20 protein-coding genes, 1 pseudogene and 1 riboswitch are annotated in these 18,129 nt (G+C 77.1%); of the genes and pseudogenes, 15 read left to right on the forward strand and 6 right to left on the reverse strand.

Annotated elements, in window-relative coordinates; translation table 11 throughout:
* Positions 1–35: 35 nt before the first annotated feature.
* From ACI792_RS20150 to ACI792_RS20170, 5 genes and pseudogenes are all read left to right on the forward strand, one after another.
* Positions 36–281: pseudogene (locus tag ACI792_RS20150) on the forward strand (DUF222 domain-containing protein); the annotation flags it as partial.
* Positions 282–450: 169 nt separating this feature from the next.
* Complete coding sequence (locus ACI792_RS20155) at positions 451–648, forward strand: hypothetical protein (protein WP_456604154.1); 198 nt, start codon at positions 451–453, stop codon at positions 646–648.
* Positions 649–693: 45 nt separating this feature from the next.
* Entirely contained in the window at positions 694–1,320 is a 627-nt protein-coding gene (locus tag ACI792_RS20160) for a precorrin-8X methylmutase (protein WP_456604155.1), read from the forward strand.
* Positions 1,317–2,813 (forward strand): precorrin-2 C(20)-methyltransferase, encoded by a 1,497-nt coding sequence (locus ACI792_RS20165; RefSeq protein ID WP_456604156.1) that lies wholly within the window; start codon positions 1,317–1,319, stop codon positions 2,811–2,813. Before ACI792_RS20160 ends, ACI792_RS20165 begins: the two co-directional genes overlap by 4 nt.
* A gap of 38 nt (positions 2,814–2,851) precedes the next feature.
* On the forward strand, positions 2,852–4,093 hold the full coding sequence (locus ACI792_RS20170; RefSeq protein WP_456604157.1) for an MFS transporter: 1,242 nt from the start codon (positions 2,852–2,854) through the stop codon (positions 4,091–4,093).
* On the opposite strand, the gene ACI792_RS20175 is transcribed toward ACI792_RS20170, so the two are convergent.
* A complete protein-coding gene (locus tag ACI792_RS20175; protein WP_456604158.1) occupies positions 4,090–4,707 on the reverse strand; it encodes a flavodoxin family protein in 618 nt (205 codons plus the stop codon). The two genes, ACI792_RS20170 and ACI792_RS20175, sit on opposite strands and share 4 nt — an antisense overlap.
* A gap of 42 nt (positions 4,708–4,749) precedes the next feature.
* A complete protein-coding gene (locus tag ACI792_RS20180; RefSeq protein ID WP_456604159.1) occupies positions 4,750–5,487 on the reverse strand; it encodes a cobalt-precorrin-6A reductase in 738 nt (245 codons plus the stop codon).
* Positions 5,488–5,513: 26 nt separating this feature from the next.
* Between ACI792_RS20180 and ACI792_RS20185 the strand changes: the two genes are divergently transcribed.
* Complete coding sequence (locus ACI792_RS20185; protein WP_456604160.1) at positions 5,514–6,596, forward strand: cobalt-precorrin-5B (C(1))-methyltransferase; 1,083 nt, start codon at positions 5,514–5,516, stop codon at positions 6,594–6,596.
* A gap of 74 nt (positions 6,597–6,670) precedes the next feature.
* Here ACI792_RS20185 and cobM read toward each other — a convergent pair whose 3' ends face one another.
* The 4 genes from cobM to ACI792_RS20205 are packed head-to-tail and all read right to left on the reverse strand — an operon-like array spanning position 6,671 to position 10,118.
* Complete coding sequence (cobM, locus tag ACI792_RS20190) at positions 6,671–7,411, reverse strand: precorrin-4 C(11)-methyltransferase (RefSeq protein WP_456604161.1); 741 nt, start codon at positions 7,409–7,411, stop codon at positions 6,671–6,673.
* A complete protein-coding gene (cbiE, locus tag ACI792_RS20195) occupies positions 7,408–8,643 on the reverse strand; it encodes a precorrin-6y C5,15-methyltransferase (decarboxylating) subunit CbiE (protein WP_456604162.1) in 1,236 nt (411 codons plus the stop codon). Before cbiE ends, cobM begins: the two co-directional genes overlap by 4 nt.
* 52 nt (positions 8,644–8,695) lie before the next feature.
* Positions 8,696–9,457 carry a maleylpyruvate isomerase family mycothiol-dependent enzyme gene (locus tag ACI792_RS20200; RefSeq protein WP_456604163.1) on the reverse strand — a complete coding sequence of 254 codons (762 nt, stop codon included), beginning with the start codon at positions 9,455–9,457 and terminating at the stop codon, positions 8,696–8,698.
* 16 nt (positions 9,458–9,473) lie between these two features.
* Positions 9,474–10,118 carry a TetR/AcrR family transcriptional regulator gene (locus ACI792_RS20205; protein WP_456604164.1) on the reverse strand — a complete coding sequence of 215 codons (645 nt, stop codon included), beginning with the start codon at positions 10,116–10,118 and terminating at the stop codon, positions 9,474–9,476.
* A 129-nt stretch (positions 10,119–10,247) separates the two neighbouring features.
* Positions 10,248–10,382, forward strand: a riboswitch (cobalamin riboswitch).
* Between the two features lie 73 nt (positions 10,383–10,455).
* Between ACI792_RS20205 and ACI792_RS20210 the strand changes: the two genes are divergently transcribed.
* From ACI792_RS20210 to ACI792_RS20250, 9 genes are all read left to right on the forward strand, one after another.
* Positions 10,456–12,534: a putative cobaltochelatase gene (locus ACI792_RS20210; RefSeq protein WP_456604165.1), complete on the forward strand. Its 2,079-nt coding sequence runs from the start codon at positions 10,456–10,458 to the stop codon at positions 12,532–12,534.
* A 1-nt stretch (position 12,535) separates the two neighbouring features.
* Positions 12,536–13,150 carry a cob(I)yrinic acid a,c-diamide adenosyltransferase gene (gene cobO / locus ACI792_RS20215; protein WP_456583009.1) on the forward strand — a complete coding sequence of 205 codons (615 nt, stop codon included), beginning with the start codon at positions 12,536–12,538 and terminating at the stop codon, positions 13,148–13,150.
* Positions 13,147–14,532, forward strand: a complete 1,386-nt coding sequence (locus ACI792_RS20220; RefSeq protein WP_456604166.1) for a cobyrinate a,c-diamide synthase — start codon at positions 13,147–13,149, stop codon at positions 14,530–14,532. The genes cobO and ACI792_RS20220 overlap by 4 nt, the downstream gene beginning before the upstream one ends.
* Positions 14,519–15,214, forward strand: a complete 696-nt coding sequence (locus ACI792_RS20225; RefSeq protein ID WP_456604167.1) for an energy-coupling factor ABC transporter permease — start codon at positions 14,519–14,521, stop codon at positions 15,212–15,214. The genes ACI792_RS20220 and ACI792_RS20225 overlap by 14 nt, the downstream gene beginning before the upstream one ends.
* Entirely contained in the window at positions 15,211–15,522 is a 312-nt protein-coding gene (locus ACI792_RS20230) for an energy-coupling factor ABC transporter substrate-binding protein (RefSeq protein WP_456604168.1), read from the forward strand. The genes ACI792_RS20225 and ACI792_RS20230 overlap by 4 nt, the downstream gene beginning before the upstream one ends.
* Complete coding sequence (gene cbiQ / locus ACI792_RS20235) at positions 15,519–16,256, forward strand: cobalt ECF transporter T component CbiQ (protein WP_456604169.1); 738 nt, start codon at positions 15,519–15,521, stop codon at positions 16,254–16,256. The genes ACI792_RS20230 and cbiQ overlap by 4 nt, the downstream gene beginning before the upstream one ends.
* Positions 16,253–17,098 (forward strand): energy-coupling factor ABC transporter ATP-binding protein, encoded by an 846-nt coding sequence (locus ACI792_RS20240; RefSeq protein WP_456604170.1) that lies wholly within the window; start codon positions 16,253–16,255, stop codon positions 17,096–17,098. Before cbiQ ends, ACI792_RS20240 begins: the two co-directional genes overlap by 4 nt.
* The gene (locus ACI792_RS20245; RefSeq protein ID WP_456604171.1) at positions 17,095–17,496 is read left to right on the forward strand and encodes a cobalamin biosynthesis protein; all 402 of its coding nucleotides are present in this window, start codon (positions 17,095–17,097) and stop codon (positions 17,494–17,496) included. The genes ACI792_RS20240 and ACI792_RS20245 overlap by 4 nt, the downstream gene beginning before the upstream one ends.
* A partial coding sequence (locus ACI792_RS20250; protein ID WP_456604172.1) for an NAD(P)-dependent oxidoreductase occupies positions 17,493–18,129 on the forward strand: 637 nt, incomplete at its 3' end. The genes ACI792_RS20245 and ACI792_RS20250, both read left to right, overlap by 4 nt.

Below are 18,129 nucleotides of genomic sequence, written 5' to 3' on the forward strand. Positions count from 1 at the left end.
GCGGGGAGAAGGTGCAGGCCGCGCTGGAGTCGGTGGTGCAGGCCGACCGGCCCGCCGGGGACACCCGGACCCGGGCCCAGCAGCAGGGCGACGCGTTCGTGCAGCTCGCCGACAACGCCCTGGCCGCCGGCACGCTGCCGATGCTGCGCACCCACAAACCCCAGGTGGTCGTCCGGGTGGACCTGGAGGACCTCATCGACCCGGACACCGGCCCCGGCGCGGCCACCCTCGGCTTCGGGGCGACGATCTCCGCGGCCCGGGCCCGTTGGCTGGCCTGCGACGGCACCGTCACCCGCATCGTGCTGGGCCCCGAAGGCCAGCCCCTCGACGTCGGCCGCGTTCGGCCCCTTCGCAGGGGCCCGCCGCGAGCTTGCGAGTGGCGGGGGGCGGAGGGTCCTTTCGTTCGCAGGCTGCCACGCCCCCACCCACTGGTGCGACGTCCACCACCTCGTGCACTGGGCCGACGGCGGGGACACCTCGCTGGAGAACTCAGCCCTGCTCTGCGAACGGCACCACACCAAGATCCACCACGGGTTCCGCGTCGAACGACAACCCGACGGCCGATGGCGCACCTACCGGCCCGACGGCACCGAGATCCTCGTCCTCCCCCGCATCACGACAGCGCCCGAACGGTCACGGACGGGGTGACCGGGCGCGGGCGGACCGGGGCCACCGACGTAGCCTCTCCGCCCGATGGTGGTCTACGAGTACGAGAAGGACGGCGCCGAGATCTACCGGCAGTCGTTCGCGACGATCCGCGCCGAGGCCGACCTCGGCGGGCTGCCCGGCGACGTCGCCCGCGTGGCCGTGCGGATGATCCACGCCTGCGGGCAGGTCGACCTCGTCCAGGACATCGCCTACTCCCCCGCGGTGGTGCAACGCGCCCGCGAGGCGCTCGACGCCGGTGCACCGGTGCTGTGCGACGCGCAGATGGTGGCCAGCGGCGTCACCCGGCGCCGGCTGCCCAAGGACAACGACGTCGTCTGCACCCTGAACGACCCGCGCACCTCCGGGCTCGCCGCCGACCTCGGCACCACCCGCACCGCCGCCGCCCTGGAGCTCTGGCGGGACCGCCTCGACGGCGCGGTCGTCGCCATCGGCAACGCCCCCACGGCGCTGTTCCACCTGCTCGAGATGGTGGCTGCCGGCGCGCCGCGCCCCGCCGCCGTCCTCGGGATCCCCGTGGGGTTCATCGGCGCGGCCGAGTCCAAGGAGGCCCTCGCCGCCTCCGACCTGGACTTCCTCGTCGTGCGGGGCCGCCGCGGCGGCAGCGCCATCACCGCCGCCGCCGTGAACGCGATCGCGAGTGATGTGGAGTGAGCGGCCGGCTGTACGGGGTGGGGCTGGGCCCCGGTGATCCCGAGCTCGTCACCGTCAAGGCCGCCCGGCTGATCGGCGCCGCCGACGTCGTCGCCTTCCACGCCGCCCGGCACGGCCGCTCGGTGGCCCGCGCCCTCGCCGAGCCCTACCTGCGCGCCGGCCAGGTCGAGGAGCTGCTGGTCTACCCGGTCACCACCGAGACCACCGACCACCCCGGCGGCTACCAGGGCGCGATCGACGAGTTCTACGAGGCCGCCGCCGCCCGGCTGGCCGCGCACCTGGACGCCGGCCGCGACGTCGTCGTCCTCGCCGAGGGCGACCCGCTCTTCTACGGCTCCTACATGCACATGCACAAGCGGCTGGCGCACCGCTACCCCACCGAGGTCGTCCCCGGGGTCACCAGCGTCACCGCGGCCGCCGCTGCCGTCGGCCGGCCCCTGGTCGAGCGCGACGAGGTCCTCACCGTCCTCCCCGGCACCCTCCCCGCCGAGGAGCTCGCCGCCCGCCTGGCCGCCACCGACTCGGCCGCGGTGATGAAGCTCGGCCGCACCTTCCCGCAGGTGCGCGAGGCCTTCGAGCGGGCCGGCGTGCTCGACCGCGCCCTCTACGTCGAGCGCGCCACCACCGACCGCCAGCGCTGCGCCCCGCTGGCCGACGTGGACCCCGCCAGCGTGCCGTACTTCTCCCTCGCCCTGCTGCCCAGCCCGCTCACCCCGCAGGTCGCCGAGCCCGCACCCCCGGCGGAGCGGCCGGCCGACGCCGGTGAGGTCGTCGTGGTCGGCCTCGGCCCCGGCGCCCGCGGCTGGACGACGCCCGAGGCAGCCGAGGCGCTCGCCGCGGCCGACGACCTGGTCGGCTACGGCCCCTACCTCGACCGGGTCGCGGTCAACCCGCGCCAGGCCCGGCACGCCAGCGACAACCGCGTCGAGGCCGACCGCGCCGCGCACGCCCTCGCCCTGGCCCGCGACGGCCGGCGGGTCGCCGTCGTCTCCAGCGGTGACCCGGGCGTCTTCGCCATGGCCGCCGCGGTCCTGGAGGTCGCCGAGCGACCGGAGTTCGCCGGCGTCCCGGTGCGGGTCGTCCCGGGGCTCACCGCCGCCCAGGCTGTCGCCTCCCGGGTGGGCGCCCCGCTCGGCCACGACTTCTGCGTGCTGTCGCTCTCCGACGTCCTCAAGCCGTGGGAGGTCGTCGTCGACCGGCTGCGCCACGCGGCCGCGGCCGACCTGGTCATCGCCCTCTACAACCCGCGGTCGAAGCACCGCCCGCACCAGCTCGGCGAGGCGCTGCGGGTGCTGCTCGAGGAGCGCCCGCCCGAGACCGTGGTGGTCGTGGGCCGCGACGTCGGCGGGCCGGAGGAGGCCGTCCGGGTCACCACCCTGGGCACCCTCGACGCGGGCACCGTCGACATGCGCTGCCTGGTGCTCATCGGGTCCTCGCAGACCCGCGTCACCCCCTCGGGCGCCGTCTACACCTCGCGCAGCTACCCGCGCTGACACACCGGGGCACGGGAATGCCCGCGGGATCGTTGCGCTTGGCCACCATCGTGGCTCCACCGACCTTCCGCCGGGACCCCGCGTTCCGGACCGCCGCCGGCCTGCTCATCCTGGTCCTGGCCGCGTCGGGCGTCCCCACACCGCTGTACCGCGTCTACCAGGAGCAGTTCGGGTTCGGCCCCGGGATGCTGACCACCGTCTTCGGCATCTACGCCCTCGCCCTGCTCGCCGCGCTGCTGGTGGTCGGCGGCCTCTCCGACCACGTCGGGCGGCGCCCGGTGCTGGCCGGCGGCCTGCTGCTGCAGGCGGTCTCGATGGTCGTCTTCCTCGCCGCGGACAGCGTCGGCTGGCTGCTCGCCGCCCGGGTGCTGCAGGGCCTGTCCATGGGCGTCCTGACCGGCACCCTCGGTGCGCTGCTGCTGGACACCCAGCGCCCGTCCCGTCCGCTGGGCGCCCTGCTCAACAGCGCCGCCCCGGGCCTGGGCCTGTCGGTGGGTGCGGTCGGCGCCGGCCTCGTCGTCGAGCACGTCGCCTCGCCGGCCCGGTGGGTGTTCGGCGTGCTCGCCGTCGTCCTGCTGGTCGCGGCGGCGGCCGTCGTGTTCCTGCCCGAGACCTCGCCCCGCGCCCCCGGGGCGCTCCGCTCGCTGCGCCCGACGGTCCGCGTCCCGCGTTCGCAGCGGCCGGCGTTCCTCGCCGTGCTGCCGGTCATGGTCGCGGCCTGGGCGCTCGGCGGGCTCTACCTCTCCCTGGGGCCGTCGCTGGTCGTCGGCGTCTTCGGCATCGAGGACCACCTGGTCGGCAGCCTGATGGTGCTGGCCATGCACGGCTCGGGCGGGATCGCCGCGATCCTCGGCCGCGACCTCGCCGCGGAGCGGGCCATGGTCGGCGGCGCCACCCTCTTCGCCGGCGGCGTCACCGGCACGATCGCCGCGCTGCTCACCGGCCAGGTCTCCGTGCTCTTCGTGTCCGCCGTCGTCTCGGGGCTCGGCTTCGGCCTGTCGTTCCTCGGCTCCGTCGCGACCGCCAGCGCCGGCGTCGACCCCGCCGAGCGCGCCGGGCTGCTGTCCAGCATCTTCGTCGTCGGCTACCTCAGCTTCAGCGTGCCCGCGGTGGTCGCCGGGTCGGCCACCGGGGCCTTCGGCCTGGAGACGGTGACCGAGGTGTACGCGGCCGTGCTGGTCGTGCTGGCGCTGACCGCCATCGCCGGGGTGCGGCTGCGCCGCCGCCGCGCCGGGGCACGCGAAGCCACCACCGGTGCGGCGGAGCGGCTGCCGGCCTAGCTCCCGGGGTACGGCTGGGCCTTGAGCGCCCGGGCGAGGTGCGCGGCGTTCTCCGCGAGGGTCGCCGTCGTGGAGGCCACCGCCTCGGGCGTCTCGTCGAGGTCCATGTAGTCGGTGCCGCCCATCGCCTGGTCGTTCCAGTAGGTCGACCCCTGCGCGGGGATGGTGAAGCCGATGTCGTCCAGGCCCTGGAACAGGTCGGCGACGATCTTGTGCGCGCCGTCCTCGTTGCCGACGACGGAGACGACCGCCACCTTGCCGGTCACCTTCGGCCGGCCCGAGTCGTCGGTCTCGGAGAGCTCGCCGTCGAGCCGCTCCAGAACCCGCTGGGCCACGCTGCTCATGTGACCGACCCAGGTCGGCGTGGAGACGATCAGGATGTCGGCGGCCATCATCTGCTCGCGGATCGCGGGCCACTGGTCACCCTCCCCCATGTCCACCTCGACGCCGGGCTTCACGTCGTGGTCGACGACCCGCACGACGTCACCGGTGACGCCGTGCTCCTCCAGCCCGGCCAGGATCTGGCGGGCGATCAGGTCGCTGCTGGACGGCGCGGGCGAGGGCTTGAGGCTGCAGACGAGGGCGAGGGCGCGGAGAGACGCGGTTTCGGTCATGGGGGTGCACTCCCCGCCGACCTGCGCCGACACACATGACGATCAGATTGCGCGCAACCGGACCCACTGCCGCGCCGCCGCCACCGTGGCGACCACGGGAACGCCCGCAGGCAGCGGCGGCCGGCGCACCAGCACCACCGGGACCGCGAGCTGCCGGGCCGCGGTGAGCTTCGCCGCCGTCATCGAGCCGCCGCTGTCCTTGGTGACGACGACCTCGACGGCGTGCTCGCGCAGCAGGGCCAGCTCGTCCTCGAGGCTGAACGGGCCGCGCGCGAGGACGGTGGTGGTCCACGCCGGCACGGGGGGCTCCGGCGGGTCCACGGAGCGGACGACGCAGTGGGCCGCCAGCCCGGCGAAGGCGGCCAGCCCCTGCCGGCCCGTCGTCAGGAAGACGCACCCGAACCCCTGCACCGCCTCCGCCGCCCCGGCCGGTGAGTCGACCCACCGCCAGTCGTCGCCCGGCTGCGCGGTCCAGCCCGGCCGCTGCAGGCGCAGGAGTGGCACCCCGGTCGCGGTCGCGGCCGAGACGGCGGATGCGGTCATCGCCGTGGCGAACGGGTGCGTCGCGTCGACGACGGCGTCCACGGGGTTCGCCCGCAGCCACTCCGCCAGGCCTGCTGCGCCCCCGAAGCCACCGATCCGCACCTCCCCCGGCGGGAGCCGCGGATCGGCGACCCGCCCGGCGAGCGAGCTCAGCACACCGATGCCGTCCGCGACCAGCGCCGTGGCCAGCCGCCGGGCCTCCCCGGTGCCCCCGAGCACCAGCACCCGGCCGGTCACCGGAGGCCGCCGTGCATGCTGGTCGGGTGGGAACGACAGCGGGCAGCGGGCTGCGCTCCGGCTGGACCACCGGCGCCTGCGCGACCGCGGCCACCACCGCGGCCTACACCGCGCTGCTCACCGGCGAGTTCCCCGACCCGGTGACGATCGACCTGCCCAAGGACCGGCACCCGGCGTTCGCGCTGGCCACCGAGCGGCTGGAGGGCGGCGCCGCGACCGCGGGGGTGGTCAAGGACGCCGGCGACGACCCCGACGTCACCCACGGCGCGCTGGTCTCCGTCCGCGTGACCCACGGCGAGCCGGGCAGCGGCGTCACCTTCCGGGCGGGCGCGGGCGTCGGCACGGTGACCAAGCCCGGACTGCCGCTGCCGGTCGGCGAGCCGGCGATCAACCCGATGCCCCGCCGGTTCATGCGCGAGCACGTGGCCGCGGTCGCCGCCCGTCACGGCGGCACCGGCGACGTCGTCGTCGAGGTCTCGGTCGAGCACGGCGAGGAGCTGGCCCGGCGCACCTGGAACCCGCGGCTGGGCATCCTGGGCGGGCTCTCCATCCTGGGCACCACGGGCGTCGTCGTCCCGTACTCCTGCTCGGCCTGGATCGACTCGATCCGCCGCGGCATCGACGTCGCCCGCGCCGCCGGGCACGGCCACGTCGCCGCCTGCACCGGCAGCACCAGCGAGCGCGTCGTCGTGGAGCGCTACGGGCTGCCCGACGACGCGCTGCTGGACATGGGCGACTTCGCCGGCGCCGTCCTCAAGTACCTGGGCCGCCACCCCGTCCCGCGGCTGACCGTCGCCGGCGGCATCGGCAAGCTCGCGAAGCTCGCCGACGGGCACCTGGACCTGCACTCGGGGCGCTCGCAGGTGTCCTTCGCCTCGCTGGCCGCCCGCGTCCAGGATGCGGGCGGGCCCCCGGCGCTGGTGGACGGCGTGCGCGGCGCGAACACCGCCCTCGACGCACTGCAGCAGTGCCGGGCGGCCGGGCTCCCGCTGGGCGACCTGGTGGCCGCCGCCGCGCGGGAGACGGCGCTCGGCGTGCTGCGCGGCGCCCCGGTCGAGGTCGACGTCCTGGTGATCGACCGCGCCGGCACGGTCGTCGGGCAGAGTTGAGCCTCGTCCGGTCGGACGGCCCCGCTGCAGGGGCCCGCCGCGAGCTCGCGATCGGTGGGGGGCAGCGGGGTCCTTCATCGGCACCGGGTCGTCGAGTAGAGGTGGCTGTCGGGGAACTCTCCCGCGGTCAGGACCGAGCCCACGATCACCACCGCGGTCCGCCGCACGCCGGCCGCCTCGACCTGGCCGGCGATGTCGGCGAGCGTGCCGCGCAGCACCAGCTCGTCGTCCCGGCTGGCGCGGGCGACGACCGCGACCGGGCAGTCGCTGCCGTAGGAGGGCACCAGCTCCGGCACCAGCTCGGCGATCCGCTGCACCGCGAGGTGCAGGACGAGCGTGGCGCGGGAGGCCCCGAGGGTCGCCAGGTCCTCCCCCGCCGGCATCGGCGTCGACCGGGCCGAGGTCCTCGTGAGGATCACCGTCTGCCCGACGCCGGGCACGGTCAGCTCCCGCTTGAGCGAGGCGGCCGCGGCGGCGAAGGCGGGCACACCCGGCACGACGTCGTAGGGCACGCCCGCGGCGTCCAGCCGGCGCATCTGCTCGGCCATCGCGCTGTAGACCGACGGGTCGCCGGAGTGCAGCCGGGCGACGTCGTGCCCGGCCTCGTGCGCGGCGACCAGCTCGGCCGTGATCCGGTCGAGGTCGAGGTCGGCCGTGTCCACCAACCGGGCGCCCGGCGGCGCGGTGTCCAGCAGCTCCCGGGGCACCAGCGCGCCGGCGTAGAGGCACACCGGTGCGGTGGCGATGATGCGGGCCGCCCGCACGGTGACCAGGTCCGCCGCGCCCGGCCCGGCGCCGATGAAGTGCACGGTCACGGCTTGACCCCCGACCAGATCGTCACGGGCATGGCCGCCTTCCAGCCGGTGAAGCCGCCCACGGGGGCGGCGGTGGCGACGCCGAGCCGCACGAGCTCGCCGCCGGAGCGGGCGTGCCGCTCGGCCAGCACCGCCTCGCTCTCCAGCGTGACGGCGTTGACCACCAGCCGCCCACCCGCCGGCAGCGCGTCCCAGCAGGCGTCGAGCACCCCGGGCACGGTGGCGCCGCCGCCGACGAAGACCGCGTCCGGCGCGGGCAGCCCGGCCAGGGCAGCGGGGGCCTCGCCGGTGACCACCTCGAGCCCGGGCACGCCCAGCCGCGCGGCGTTCCGCCCGACCCGGGCCGCCCGCCCCGCGTCGCGTTCGACCGCCACCGCCCGGCAGCTGGGGTGGGTGCGCATCCACTCGATGCCGATCGACCCGGCGCCCGCGCCGACGTCCCAGAGCAGCTGTCCCGGCAGCGGCGCCAGCCGGGCGAGGGTCACCGCCCGCACGTCGCGCTTGGTGAGCTGGCCGTCGTGCTCGTAGGCGTCGTCCGGGAGGCCGGGCAGGGCCGGCAACGGCACGGCGCCGGGGTCCGCGACCACCTCGACGGCGGTGAGCACCAGCGGGTCCGTGTTCCCGTGCGGCCAGCCGGCGGCGGTGCCGGTGACCGCGCGTTCCGCGGGGCCGCCGAGCTGGGCGAGCGCGGTCAGCCGGCTGGCGCCGAGGCTGCGCTCCGCCAGCAGCGCGGCGACGGCGGCCGGCGTCGAGCCGTCGGAGCCGAGCACCAGCAGCCGCCGGCCGGGGGTGGCGTGCGGGACCACGAGCTCCACCGGCCGGCCGACGACGGTGACCACCTGCGTCTCCTCCACCGCCCAGCCCAGCCGCGCGCAGGCCAGCGACACCGACGAGGGGTGCGGGAGCACCTCGACCGCCGCCGGGCCCAGCAGCCGCACCAGCGAGGTGCCGACGCCGGAGAGCATCGGGTCGCCGCTGGCCAGCACGACCACCCGCCGTCCGGGGTGCTCCTGCCCGAGACCGGCCAGCGCGGGGCCGAGCGGGGACGGCCAGGGCACCCGCTCCGCCGTCACCTCGGGGGGCACCAGGGCGAGCTGGCGGGCGCTGCCGCGGAGCACGTCGGCGCCCTCGACCGCCCGCCGGGCGCGCGGCGGGAGCCCGTCCCAGCCGTCGGCTCCGACGCCGACCACCACGACCGGTGGGCGGCCGTCGGGACGCGGATCTCCGGGCACGTCGGCCGATCCTAGGGGTGGTGCACCGCCGTCCGGCCGGCCGCGGGGTGGGTCAGAAGGGAACCTGCTGAGCCAGCAGGCCGGAGCCGCTGCCCCTGCCCGAGAGGACCCGGCAGAACTCGACGGCGTCGAGCTCGAGCCGCTCGCCACCCGCCCCGGACGACCACTGCCCGCCCGCCGGGCCGGTGAGGGTGAGTTCGTAGGGCCGGCCGTGCCGCTGCGCCCACTCCCCCACGACGTCCGCGACCAGGACGCCGTCGTGCCCGGGCGTGAGCTCGGGCTCGCGCCCGGTCGCCCGGCACACGTCGATCCGGTGCATCCAGACGTCCCGGGTCAGGACGACGTCGAGCAGGAAACCGATCCGCCAGTACTCCCGGACATCGCCGTTGACCTGCTCCTCGGGCAGCGTCACGCGGCCCGCGATCCGGGACAGCCGGCGTCGTCCCCGCACCGCGCGACGTGCGGTGGCCGCCAGCGCGGCGACGATCGCCGGGCCGTCCAGGCCGGCGTGCGCGCGGACCTGCACCGCGGTCAGCGCGTCGATGCCACCACCGGCCTTGCCGGCGATCCGGTTCTGCCGCGCCATCTCGCGGACCGAGGCGGCCATCTGCGCCATCCCGAGGACGTGCGCCGCCATGGCCCGCACGTCCCAGTCCGGGCAGTCGGTGGCCCGGCTCCAGTCGCCGGGGTCCAGCCCGCCGAGGAGGGCGAGCATCCGCTCGTACTCCGTGGCGGCGAGCCGGTAGGCGGTGTCCCGGTCGAGGGCGGCGGTCCGCGGACGGGGACGGGCGGGAGCAGGAGTCGGAGCGGTCACGAGGGACCTCCTGGGATCAGCGGGTGGACGGGTTCGTGCGGTGGTGGTCGAGCCACATGTCCATGACGTCGGGGAGGACGGCGGTGAAGGCGCCGGACTCGAACGGCTCGCCGGGCGCGTTGGACAGCTGCTGGGAGATGACCCCACCGACCAGCGCCGTCCAGGTGCGGTAGGCGCGGTCGAGGTCGACGTCCGCGGCGAGGTGCCCCGCATCGCGGAGCCGGACGAGCATCGCCCGGGACGCCACGTCGAGCTCGACCGCGGGTTCGTACGCCCGCGCCGAGGGCGCGAAGCCGGGTACCGGGCGCCAGAACATCAGCGCCGAGTGGGCCGGGTGCTCGACGGCCCAGCGGACCAGGACGGCGGTGCCTTCCCGCCACGCGGTGAGGGGGTCGGCGCCGTCCCCGGTGGCACCGGCCCGCTCGAGCACCTGCTGCAGGGCGCGCCACCCCCGCTCGAAGAGCGCGTCGTACAGCGCGTGCTTGCCGTCGAAGTACCCGTAGAGGGACGGCGGGCGGATGCCCATCCGGCGGGCCACCTCGCCGAGCGTCAGCCCGGCCGCGCCCTGCTCGGCCATGACCTCGACCGCCACGTCGAGCACCTGCTCGATCGTCTCCTGCCGCCGCCGCCCGCGACGGTCCGGCACCACGGCTCCGGTCACGGACCGGATGCTCGTCCTAAGGGCAATAGGATGTCAACAGGGCATTAGGTCCCCGCCACGCGCGGAGGGGGTCTGTCGCCGGGGAGCCCGCCCGTGGTCTGATGACGCCGCCACAAGCGACGGCAGTGGAGGAAGCCCGGTGAGATCCCGGCGCGGTCCCGCCACTGTGACCGGGGAGCCCGTCCCCACGCTCGACCACTGCGCCTGAGCTCGCTCGGGAGCGGGAAGGTCGGGGACGGGTGTCGATCCGGGAGCCAGGAGACTCCAGCCGTCGTCCCTGCCACCTCCGGGCGTGGACACCCGGGGAGAGGACGCGTGCCATGCGCGGGTACCCCGCATGAGCTTTCCCTTCACCGCCGTCGTCGGCATGGACGACCTGCGGCTGGCCCTGCTCCTGAACGCGGTCTCCCCCGCGGTGGGCGGCGTCCTGGTGCGGGGCGAGAAGGGCACCGCCAAGTCCACGAGCGTCCGGGCGCTGGCCGCCGTCCTGCCGCCGGTCGCGGTCGTGGCCGGCTGCCGGTTCGGCTGCGACCCGGCCACCCCCGACCCGGCCTGCCCCGACGGCCCGCACGAGCCCGGGGCGGCCGGGCGCACCCGCGCGGCCCGGCTGGTGGAGCTCCCGGTCGGCGCCTCCGAGGACCGGCTCGTCGGCTCGCTGGACCTGGAGCGGGCGCTGACCGAGGGCGTCAAGGCCTACGAGCCCGGGCTGCTCGCCGCCGCGCACCGCGGGGTGCTCTACGTCGACGAGGTCAACCTGCTCCACGACCACCTCGTCGACCTGCTGCTCGACGCCGCCGCCCTGGGCACCGCGTACGTCGAGCGCGAGGGCGTCTCGGTGCGGCACGCCGCCCGTTTCCTGCTGGTCGGCACCATGAACCCCGAGGAGGGCGAGCTCCGGCCCCAGTTGCTGGACCGCTTCGGCCTCACGGTCGAGGTCGCCGCACCGCGTGACCCGGACGTGCGGGCCGAGGTGGTGCGCCGCCGGTTCGCCTCCGACGCCGACCCCGCCGGGTTCGCCGCGCACTGGGCCGCCGAGGAGTCCGCGCTGGCCGCCCGCATCGCCGACGCCCGCGCCCGCCTGCCCCGCGTCGTGCTCTCCGACGCCGCGCTGCGCCAGGTCACCGCCGTCTGCGCCGCCTTCGACGTCGACGGCCTGCGCGCCGACCTCGTCACCGCCCGCGCGGCGATCGCGCACGCCGCCTGGTGCGGCCGCGACGAGGTGACCGAGGACGACGTGCGCGTCGCCGCCCGGCTGGCCCTCCCGCACCGGCGCCGGCGCAACCCGTTCGACGCACCCGGGCTCGACGAGGAGACCCTCGACCAGGCGCTCGCCGACTCCCGGCCCGACGACGACCCCGGCCCCCCGGAGGGCGGCCCGGACGACGGCGGCCCGGACCACGGCGGCCCGGACGACGGGCGCCCGGACGACGCCGGGCAGGACCCGGGCAGAGGGAGCAATGCCTACGGATCCGACGCCGAGACGCAGGTGGAGCCTCCTCTGCCCGGGGACGGCGAGGATGCCGGCGGGCCGACGGTCGCGCCGCGCGGCGAGGGCGGGGGGCGCACCGACGCGGCCGCGCCGGAGCAGCCCGCGGTCGCGCCGGCCGACCCCTTCCGCACCCGCCGGCTGGAGGTGCCGGGCATCGGGACCGGGGCCGCGGGCCGGCGGTCGCGGGCCCGGTCGGAACGCGGCCGGGTGGTCGGCTCGACCTGCCCGGCCACCGCCGTCACCAAGCTGCACCTGGCCGGCACCGTGCTCGCGGCCGCCCCCCACCAGCGGGCCCGCGGCCGCAGCGGGCCAGGTCTCCTGGTCGAGCGCGACGACCTCCGCCAGGCCGTGCTGGAGGGCCGCGAGGGCAACCTCGTGCTCTTCGTCGTCGACGCCAGCGGCTCGATGGGCGCCCGCTCGCGGATGGCCGCGGTGAAGGGCGCCGTGCTCTCGCTGCTGCTGGACGCCTACCAGCGCCGCGACAAGGTCGGCCTGATCACCTTCCGCGGAGCGGACGCCGAGGTCGCGCTGCCGCCCACCTGGTCGGTGGAGGCCGCCGCGGCCCGGCTGACCGGCCTGCCCACCGGCGGGCGCACCCCGCTGGCCGCCGGGCTGCTGGAGGCCCACCGCACCCTGACCCGCGAGCGGGTGCGCGACCCGCGCCGGCGCCCGCTGCTGGTCGTCGTCACCGACGGCCGGGCCACCGGGGCACGGGGCGCCGACCACCTCGGCGAGGCCCGGCGCGCGGCCGGGCTGCTCGCCGCCGCGGAGGTGGCGGGCGTCGTCGTCGACTGCGAGTCCGGGCCGGTGCGCCTGGGCCTGGCGGCGTCGCTGGGCGTAGCGCTCGGCGCCCGGACGATCCGCCTGGAGGAGCTGGGCGCCGACTCGCTGGCCGCCACCGTCCGGGACGCGCGGAAGGCGGCCTGACATGCCCCAGGGTCAGGTCGCGGTCGTCCCGCAGGACGGCCTGAGCACCCGGCAGCGCCGCAACCGGCCGCTGCTGGCGGTGCACACCGGCGAGATGAAGGGCAAGTCGACCGCCGCCTTCGGGATGGCGATGCGGGCGTGGAACCAGGGCTGGTCGATCGCGGTCTACCAGTTCGTCAAGAGCGCCAAGTGGAAGGTCGGCGAGGAGAACGCGCTGACCGCGCTCGGCCGGCTGCACGAGCAGACCGGCGAGGGCGGCCCGGTGGTCTGGCACAAGATGGGCTCGGGCTGGAGCTGGTCGCGCCGGCAGGGCACCGAGGTCGACCACGCCGCCGACGCCGCCGAGGGCTGGGCGCAGATCAAACGGGACCTCGCCGCGCAGCGGCACAGGTTCTACGTGCTCGACGAGTTCACCTACCCGCTGAAGTGGGGCTGGGTGGACGTCGACGACGTCGTCGCGACGCTCACGGCACGACCCGGCAACCAGCACGTCGTCGTCACCGGGCGCGACGCGCCCCCGGCGCTGGTCGAGGCCGCCGACCTGGTCGTGGAGATGACCAAGGTCAAGCACCCGATGGACGCCGGCCAGAAGGGCCAGCGGGGGATCGAGTGGTGACCACGCTGCCGCGGGTGGTGCTGGCCGCGCCGAGCAGCAACGCGGGCAAGACCTCGATCGCCACCGGGCTGATCGCCGCGCTCACCGCCCGCGGGCTCACCGTCTCCCCGCACAAGGTCGGCCCCGACTACATCGACCCCGGCTACCACGGCCTCGCCGCCGGCCGTCCCGGCCGCAACCTGGACCCGTGGCTGGTCGGCGAGGAGCGGATCGCCCCGCTCCTGCTGCACGGTGCGCGCGGCGCCGACCTCGCGGTGGTCGAGGGCGTCATGGGCCTGTTCGACGGCGCCACGCACCCGGGCGTCGAACCCGGCTTCGCCTCGACCGCGCACGTGGCCGGGCTGCTGCGGGCACCGGTGGTGCTCGTCGTCGACGCCTCCTCCCAGGCGCGCAGCGTCGCCGCGCTGGTGCACGGCTTCGCCACCTTCGACCCGTCGGTGCGCCTGGGCGGGGTGGTGCTCAACCGCGTCGGCAGCGACCGGCACGAGGCGATCCTCCGCGGGGCGCTCGGCGCCGCCGGCGTCCCGGTGCTGGGCGCGATCCGGCGGATGGAGACGCTGCACACCCCCTCCCGCCACCTCGGCCTGGTGCCGGCCGCCGAGCGCTCGGCCGAGGCGGTCGCGACGGTGCGCCGGCTCGGCGAGGTGGTGGCCGACGGGGTCGACCTGGACGCCGTGCTCCGGCTGGCCCGCACCGCACCCGCCCTCGACCGGCGCCCCTGGGACCCGGCCGCCGAGGTGACCCCGGCCGGGGCCCGGCCACGGATCGCCGTCGCCGGCGGACCGGCGTTCACCTTCGGCTACGCCGAGAACGCCGAGCTGCTCGCCGCGGCCGGCGCCGAGGTGGTGACCGTGGACCCGCTGCGCGACGAGGCCCTGCCCGAGGGCACCGCCGGCCTGGTCGTCGGCGGCGGCTTCCCCGAGGTCTACGCCGCCGAGCTCTCGGCCAACGAGCAGCTCCGCGCCGACGTCGCCGCGCTCGCCGCCCGGGGCGCCCCGGTCGCCGCCGAGTGCGCCGGGCTGCTGTACCTGGCCCGCGAGCTGGACGGCGTCCCGATGTGCGGCGTCCTCGACGTGCGGACGGCGATGTCGCCGCGCCTGACGCTGGGCTACCGCGAGGCGGTGGCGGCCGGCGGCTCGGTGCTGGCGCCGGCCGGCACGCGGGTCCGCGGCCACGAGTTCCACCGCACGCACGCCGATCCCCCGGCCGGCCCGGACCCCGCCTGGCAGTGGTCGGGGGCCGGCCCCGAGGGCTTCGTCGCCGGAGGCGTGCACGCCTCCTACCTGCACCTCAACTGGGCCGGCGCCCCCGCGTTGGCCGCCCGCTTCGTCGCCTCGTGCGCCACCGCCGACCGATCGGAGACCGCCCGTGCACATCGCTGAGGGGTTCCTGCCCGCCGGGCACGCCCTGGGCTGGACGCTCGCCGCCGCGCCCTTCGTGGCGCACGGTGCCCGGGCGGTCGTGAAGGAGGTGCGCGAGAACCCCGAGTCGACCCTGCTCCTCGGTGCCGCCGGCGCCTTCACCTTCGTGCTCAGCGCCATCAAGCTGCCGAGCGTCACCGGCAGCTCCAGCCACCCGACCGGCACCGGCCCGGGGGCGATTCTCTTCCGGCCACCGGTGATGGCCCTGCTGGGCACCGTGGTGCTGCTCTTCCAGGCGCTGCTGCTGGCGCACGGCGGCCTGACCACCCTGGGGGCCAACGCGTTCGCCTTCGCCGTCGTCGGCCCGTGGGTCGGGTACGGGGCCTACCGGCTGACCCGGGCGGCGGGCGCGGGGCTGCTGCCGGCGGTCTTCGTCGGCGTCGCCCTGGCCGACCTCGCCACCTACGTCACCACCTCCCTGCAGCTGGCGCTGGCCTTCCCCGACGCGAGCACCGGGTTCGCCGGCGCGCTGGCCAAGTTCCTCGGGGTCTTCGCGCTCACCCAGATCCCGCTGGCCATCGGCGAGGGGCTGCTCGGCGTCCTGCTGTTCCGGGTGCTCACCGTCAACGCCCGGCCCGAGCTCGAGCGGCTCGGCATCCTGAAGGCCGCACCCGTCCCCGCGCCCGCCGGAGGTGCCGCGTGACCCGCCGCGCGCTCGTCACCACCCTTCTCGTCCTCGCCGTCCTCGCCCTGTTCGCCGTCCCGCTGCTGGTCGACGGCGGCACCTCGGAGTACGGCGGCACCGACACCGCGGTGACCGAGGAGCTCGAGGCCCAGGGCTACACCCCCTGGTCCGACCCCCTGTTCAGCCCCACCGGCGAGGTCGAGTCCGGCCTGTTCGCGCTCCAGGCGGCGCTGGGCGGCGGGGTGCTCGGTTACGTGCTGGGCCGGCTGCGCGGCCGGCGGGCGACGACCTCCGCGAGCGCGGCGGCGGAGGCCGACCGGCGGTGACGGGCCTGGCGGTCGACGAGGCGGCGTGGTGCAGCGCGTGGCGCGGGCGGGCGCCCGGCGACAAGGTGCTGCTCTGCGCCGGCCTCGTCGCCTGTGCGCTGGCCCTGCCCGCGTGGCCGGGCAGCGTGCTCGTCGGGCTCGCCGCCGTCGGGCTGGCGCTCGGCCCCGCCCGGGTGCCCGCCCGCACCTTCCTGCGTGCCATCCGGTGGCCGCTGGCCTTCATCGCCGTCGGTGCGCTCACCGCGGTGGTCACGGTCGGCGACGGCGGGCTCGGCTGGGCCCCGCACGCCGCGGAGCAGGCGGGCTCCCTCGTGGGTCGCGCGGTGGCCGGGAGCGCCGCGGTGCTGCTCCTGGCCACCACCACCCCGATGTCGGACCTGCTGCCCGAGCTGCGCCGGTTGCGCGTGCCCGCGGCGGTCGTCGAGGTCGCGAGCGTGACCTACCGGCTGGTGTTCGTGCTGCTCGAGAGCCTGGGCACCATCCGCGAGGCGCAGGCGGCGCGGATGGGCTGGTCCAGCCCCCGCCGCTCCTACCGCTCGGCCGGGATGCTCGCGGCGGCCGTGCTGACCCGGTCGTGGGACCGCGCGCGGCGCATGCAGGAGGGGCTGGCCGGCCGCGGGATGGAGGCCGGGCTCCGGGTGCTGCCCGACGCGCTGCCCTCCTCCCGGCCGTTCCTCGCGCTGGCTGTGGCGCTGCCGCTGGGGATCGCCGGGCTCACGCTGGTGGTGCGGTGAGCCACCGGGCCCTCGCCGCCTCCGGTCTGGTCGCCGGGTACCCGGGTGCGGCACCGGTGCTCGACGGCGCGGGGCTGGCGGTGCCGCCGGGGCGGCGGCTGGCGCTCCTGGGCGCCAACGGGTCGGGCAAGACCACGCTGCTGCGCTGCCTCTCCGGGGCGCTGCGCCCCGCCGCGGGCGCGGTCACCGTCGACGGCGCGCCGCTCCAGCACACCCGCCGCGGGCTGCGCGAGCACCGGCAGGTGGTGCAGCTGGTGCTCCAGGACCCCGACGACCAGCTGTTCAGCGCCTCGGTCGGCCAGGACGTCTCCTTCGGTCCGCTGAACCTCGGGCTCCCGGAGGACGAGGTGCGCGCCCGCGTCGCCGAGGCGCTGGAGCTGCTCGGGGTGGCGCCGCTCGCCTCGCGCCCGACGCACCAGCTGTCGTACGGGGAGCGCAAGCGGGTGGCGATCGCCGGCGCGGTCGCCATGCGCCCCTGCGTGCTGCTGCTCGACGAGCCCACCGCGGGGCTGGACCCCACGGCGGTCGCCGACACCCTCGCCGCGCTCACCCGGCTGCAGGAGCAGGACTCCACCGTGGTGATGAGCACCCACGACGTCGACCTCGCGCTGCGCTGGGCCGACGAGGTCGCCGTCGTCGTCGACCGCGCCGTGGTGCAGGGGCCGCCCGGAGCCGTGCTCGGCGACGGCGACCTGCTCGCGCGGGCCCGGCTGTCCCGCCCGTGGGCGCTCGAGGTGGGCGGCCGGCTGCGCGCGCTCGGCCTGCTCCCGGACGGCCCCCTCCCCCGTGACGCCGCGGGCCTGCTGGCCGCGCTGCCCGACCGCCCGGGGGTGCCGACGTGAGGACCGTCGGCATCGGGCTGGCCTCCGGCGTGCCCGCCGCCGAGGTGCTGGCCGCGGTCGACGCGGTGCTCCCCGACCCCGCCGGTCCGGTGCGGCTGGCCACGCTGGACAGCCGGGTGCGCGAGCCGGGGCTGGTGGTCGCCGCGGCGCTGCGCGGCTGGCCGCTGACCGGGCACCCCGCCGAGGTGCTGGCCGCCGTCCCGGTGCCGGCCCCGTCCGGCGCGGTCGCCGAACGGGTGGGCACCCCCTCGGTCGCCGAGGCCGCGGCGCTCCTCGCCGGCGGGGTGCTCGAGGTCGGGAAGACGGTGCGCGGGCGGGTGACCGTCGCCGTCGCCCGGCCACCCGACGCGGCGCCCGCTCCCCCCGGCCCCGCACCGACGCACCAGGAGGACCCGTGACCACCCACCCCACCGGCGAGGCGCCGCACCCGGTCGGGCTGCGGCTGGCCGGGCGGCGCGTGGTCGTGGTCGGCGGCGGGGCGGCCGCGCACCGCGGGGTGAGCGGCCTGCTCGCCGCGGGCGCCGACGTGGCGGTGATCAGCCCCGCGGTGACCCCGGCCCTGGAGTCCGCGGCGTCGGCCGGCCGGCTGACCTGGTGCCCGCGGCCCTTTGCCGCCGGGGACCTCGCGGGGGCCTGGTTCGCGCTGGCCGCGACGGGTGACCCCGAGGTGGACGCCGCGGTGGCCGCCGACGCCGACCGGGAACGGGTCTTCTGCGCCCGCGCCGACGGAGGGCGGGCCGGCGCCGAGCTGCCGGTCACCGGCCGCGCCGGGGGGCTGCTCGTGGCGGTGCACGGGGCCGACGACCAGCGCGCCGCGGCCGGGCTGCGCGACGCCGTGCTCGCCGGCCTCGCGGAGGGCACCCTGCCGGTCCGCCGGCGCGAGCAGGCGATGACCGGGAGCGTCGTGCTGGTGGGTGGGGGTCCCGGTGACCCCGGGCTGATCACCGTGCGCGGCCGCCAGGCCCTGGCCACCGCCGACGTCGTCCTCGCCGACCACCTCGGCCCCCAACCCCTGCTCGCCTCCCTGCCCC

This window comes from Blastococcus sp. SYSU DS0669 (assembly GCF_054050895.1).

What these genes read in the sequence shown, in the direction of transcription:
- ACI792_RS20210 (WP_456604165.1), top strand. Translation starts at nt 10,456, where the DNA reads ATGAGCTTTCCCTTCACCGCCGTCGTCGGCATGGACGACCTGCGGCTG.
- cobO (WP_456583009.1), top strand. Translation starts at nt 12,536, where the DNA reads ATGCCCCAGGGTCAGGTCGCGGTCGTCCCGCAGGACGGCCTGAGCACC.
- ACI792_RS20175 (WP_456604158.1), bottom strand. Translation starts at nt 4,707, where the DNA reads ATGACCGAAACCGCGTCTCTCCGCGCCCTCGCCCTCGTCTGCAGCCTC.
- ACI792_RS20160 (WP_456604155.1), top strand. Translation starts at nt 694, where the DNA reads ATGGTGGTCTACGAGTACGAGAAGGACGGCGCCGAGATCTACCGGCAG.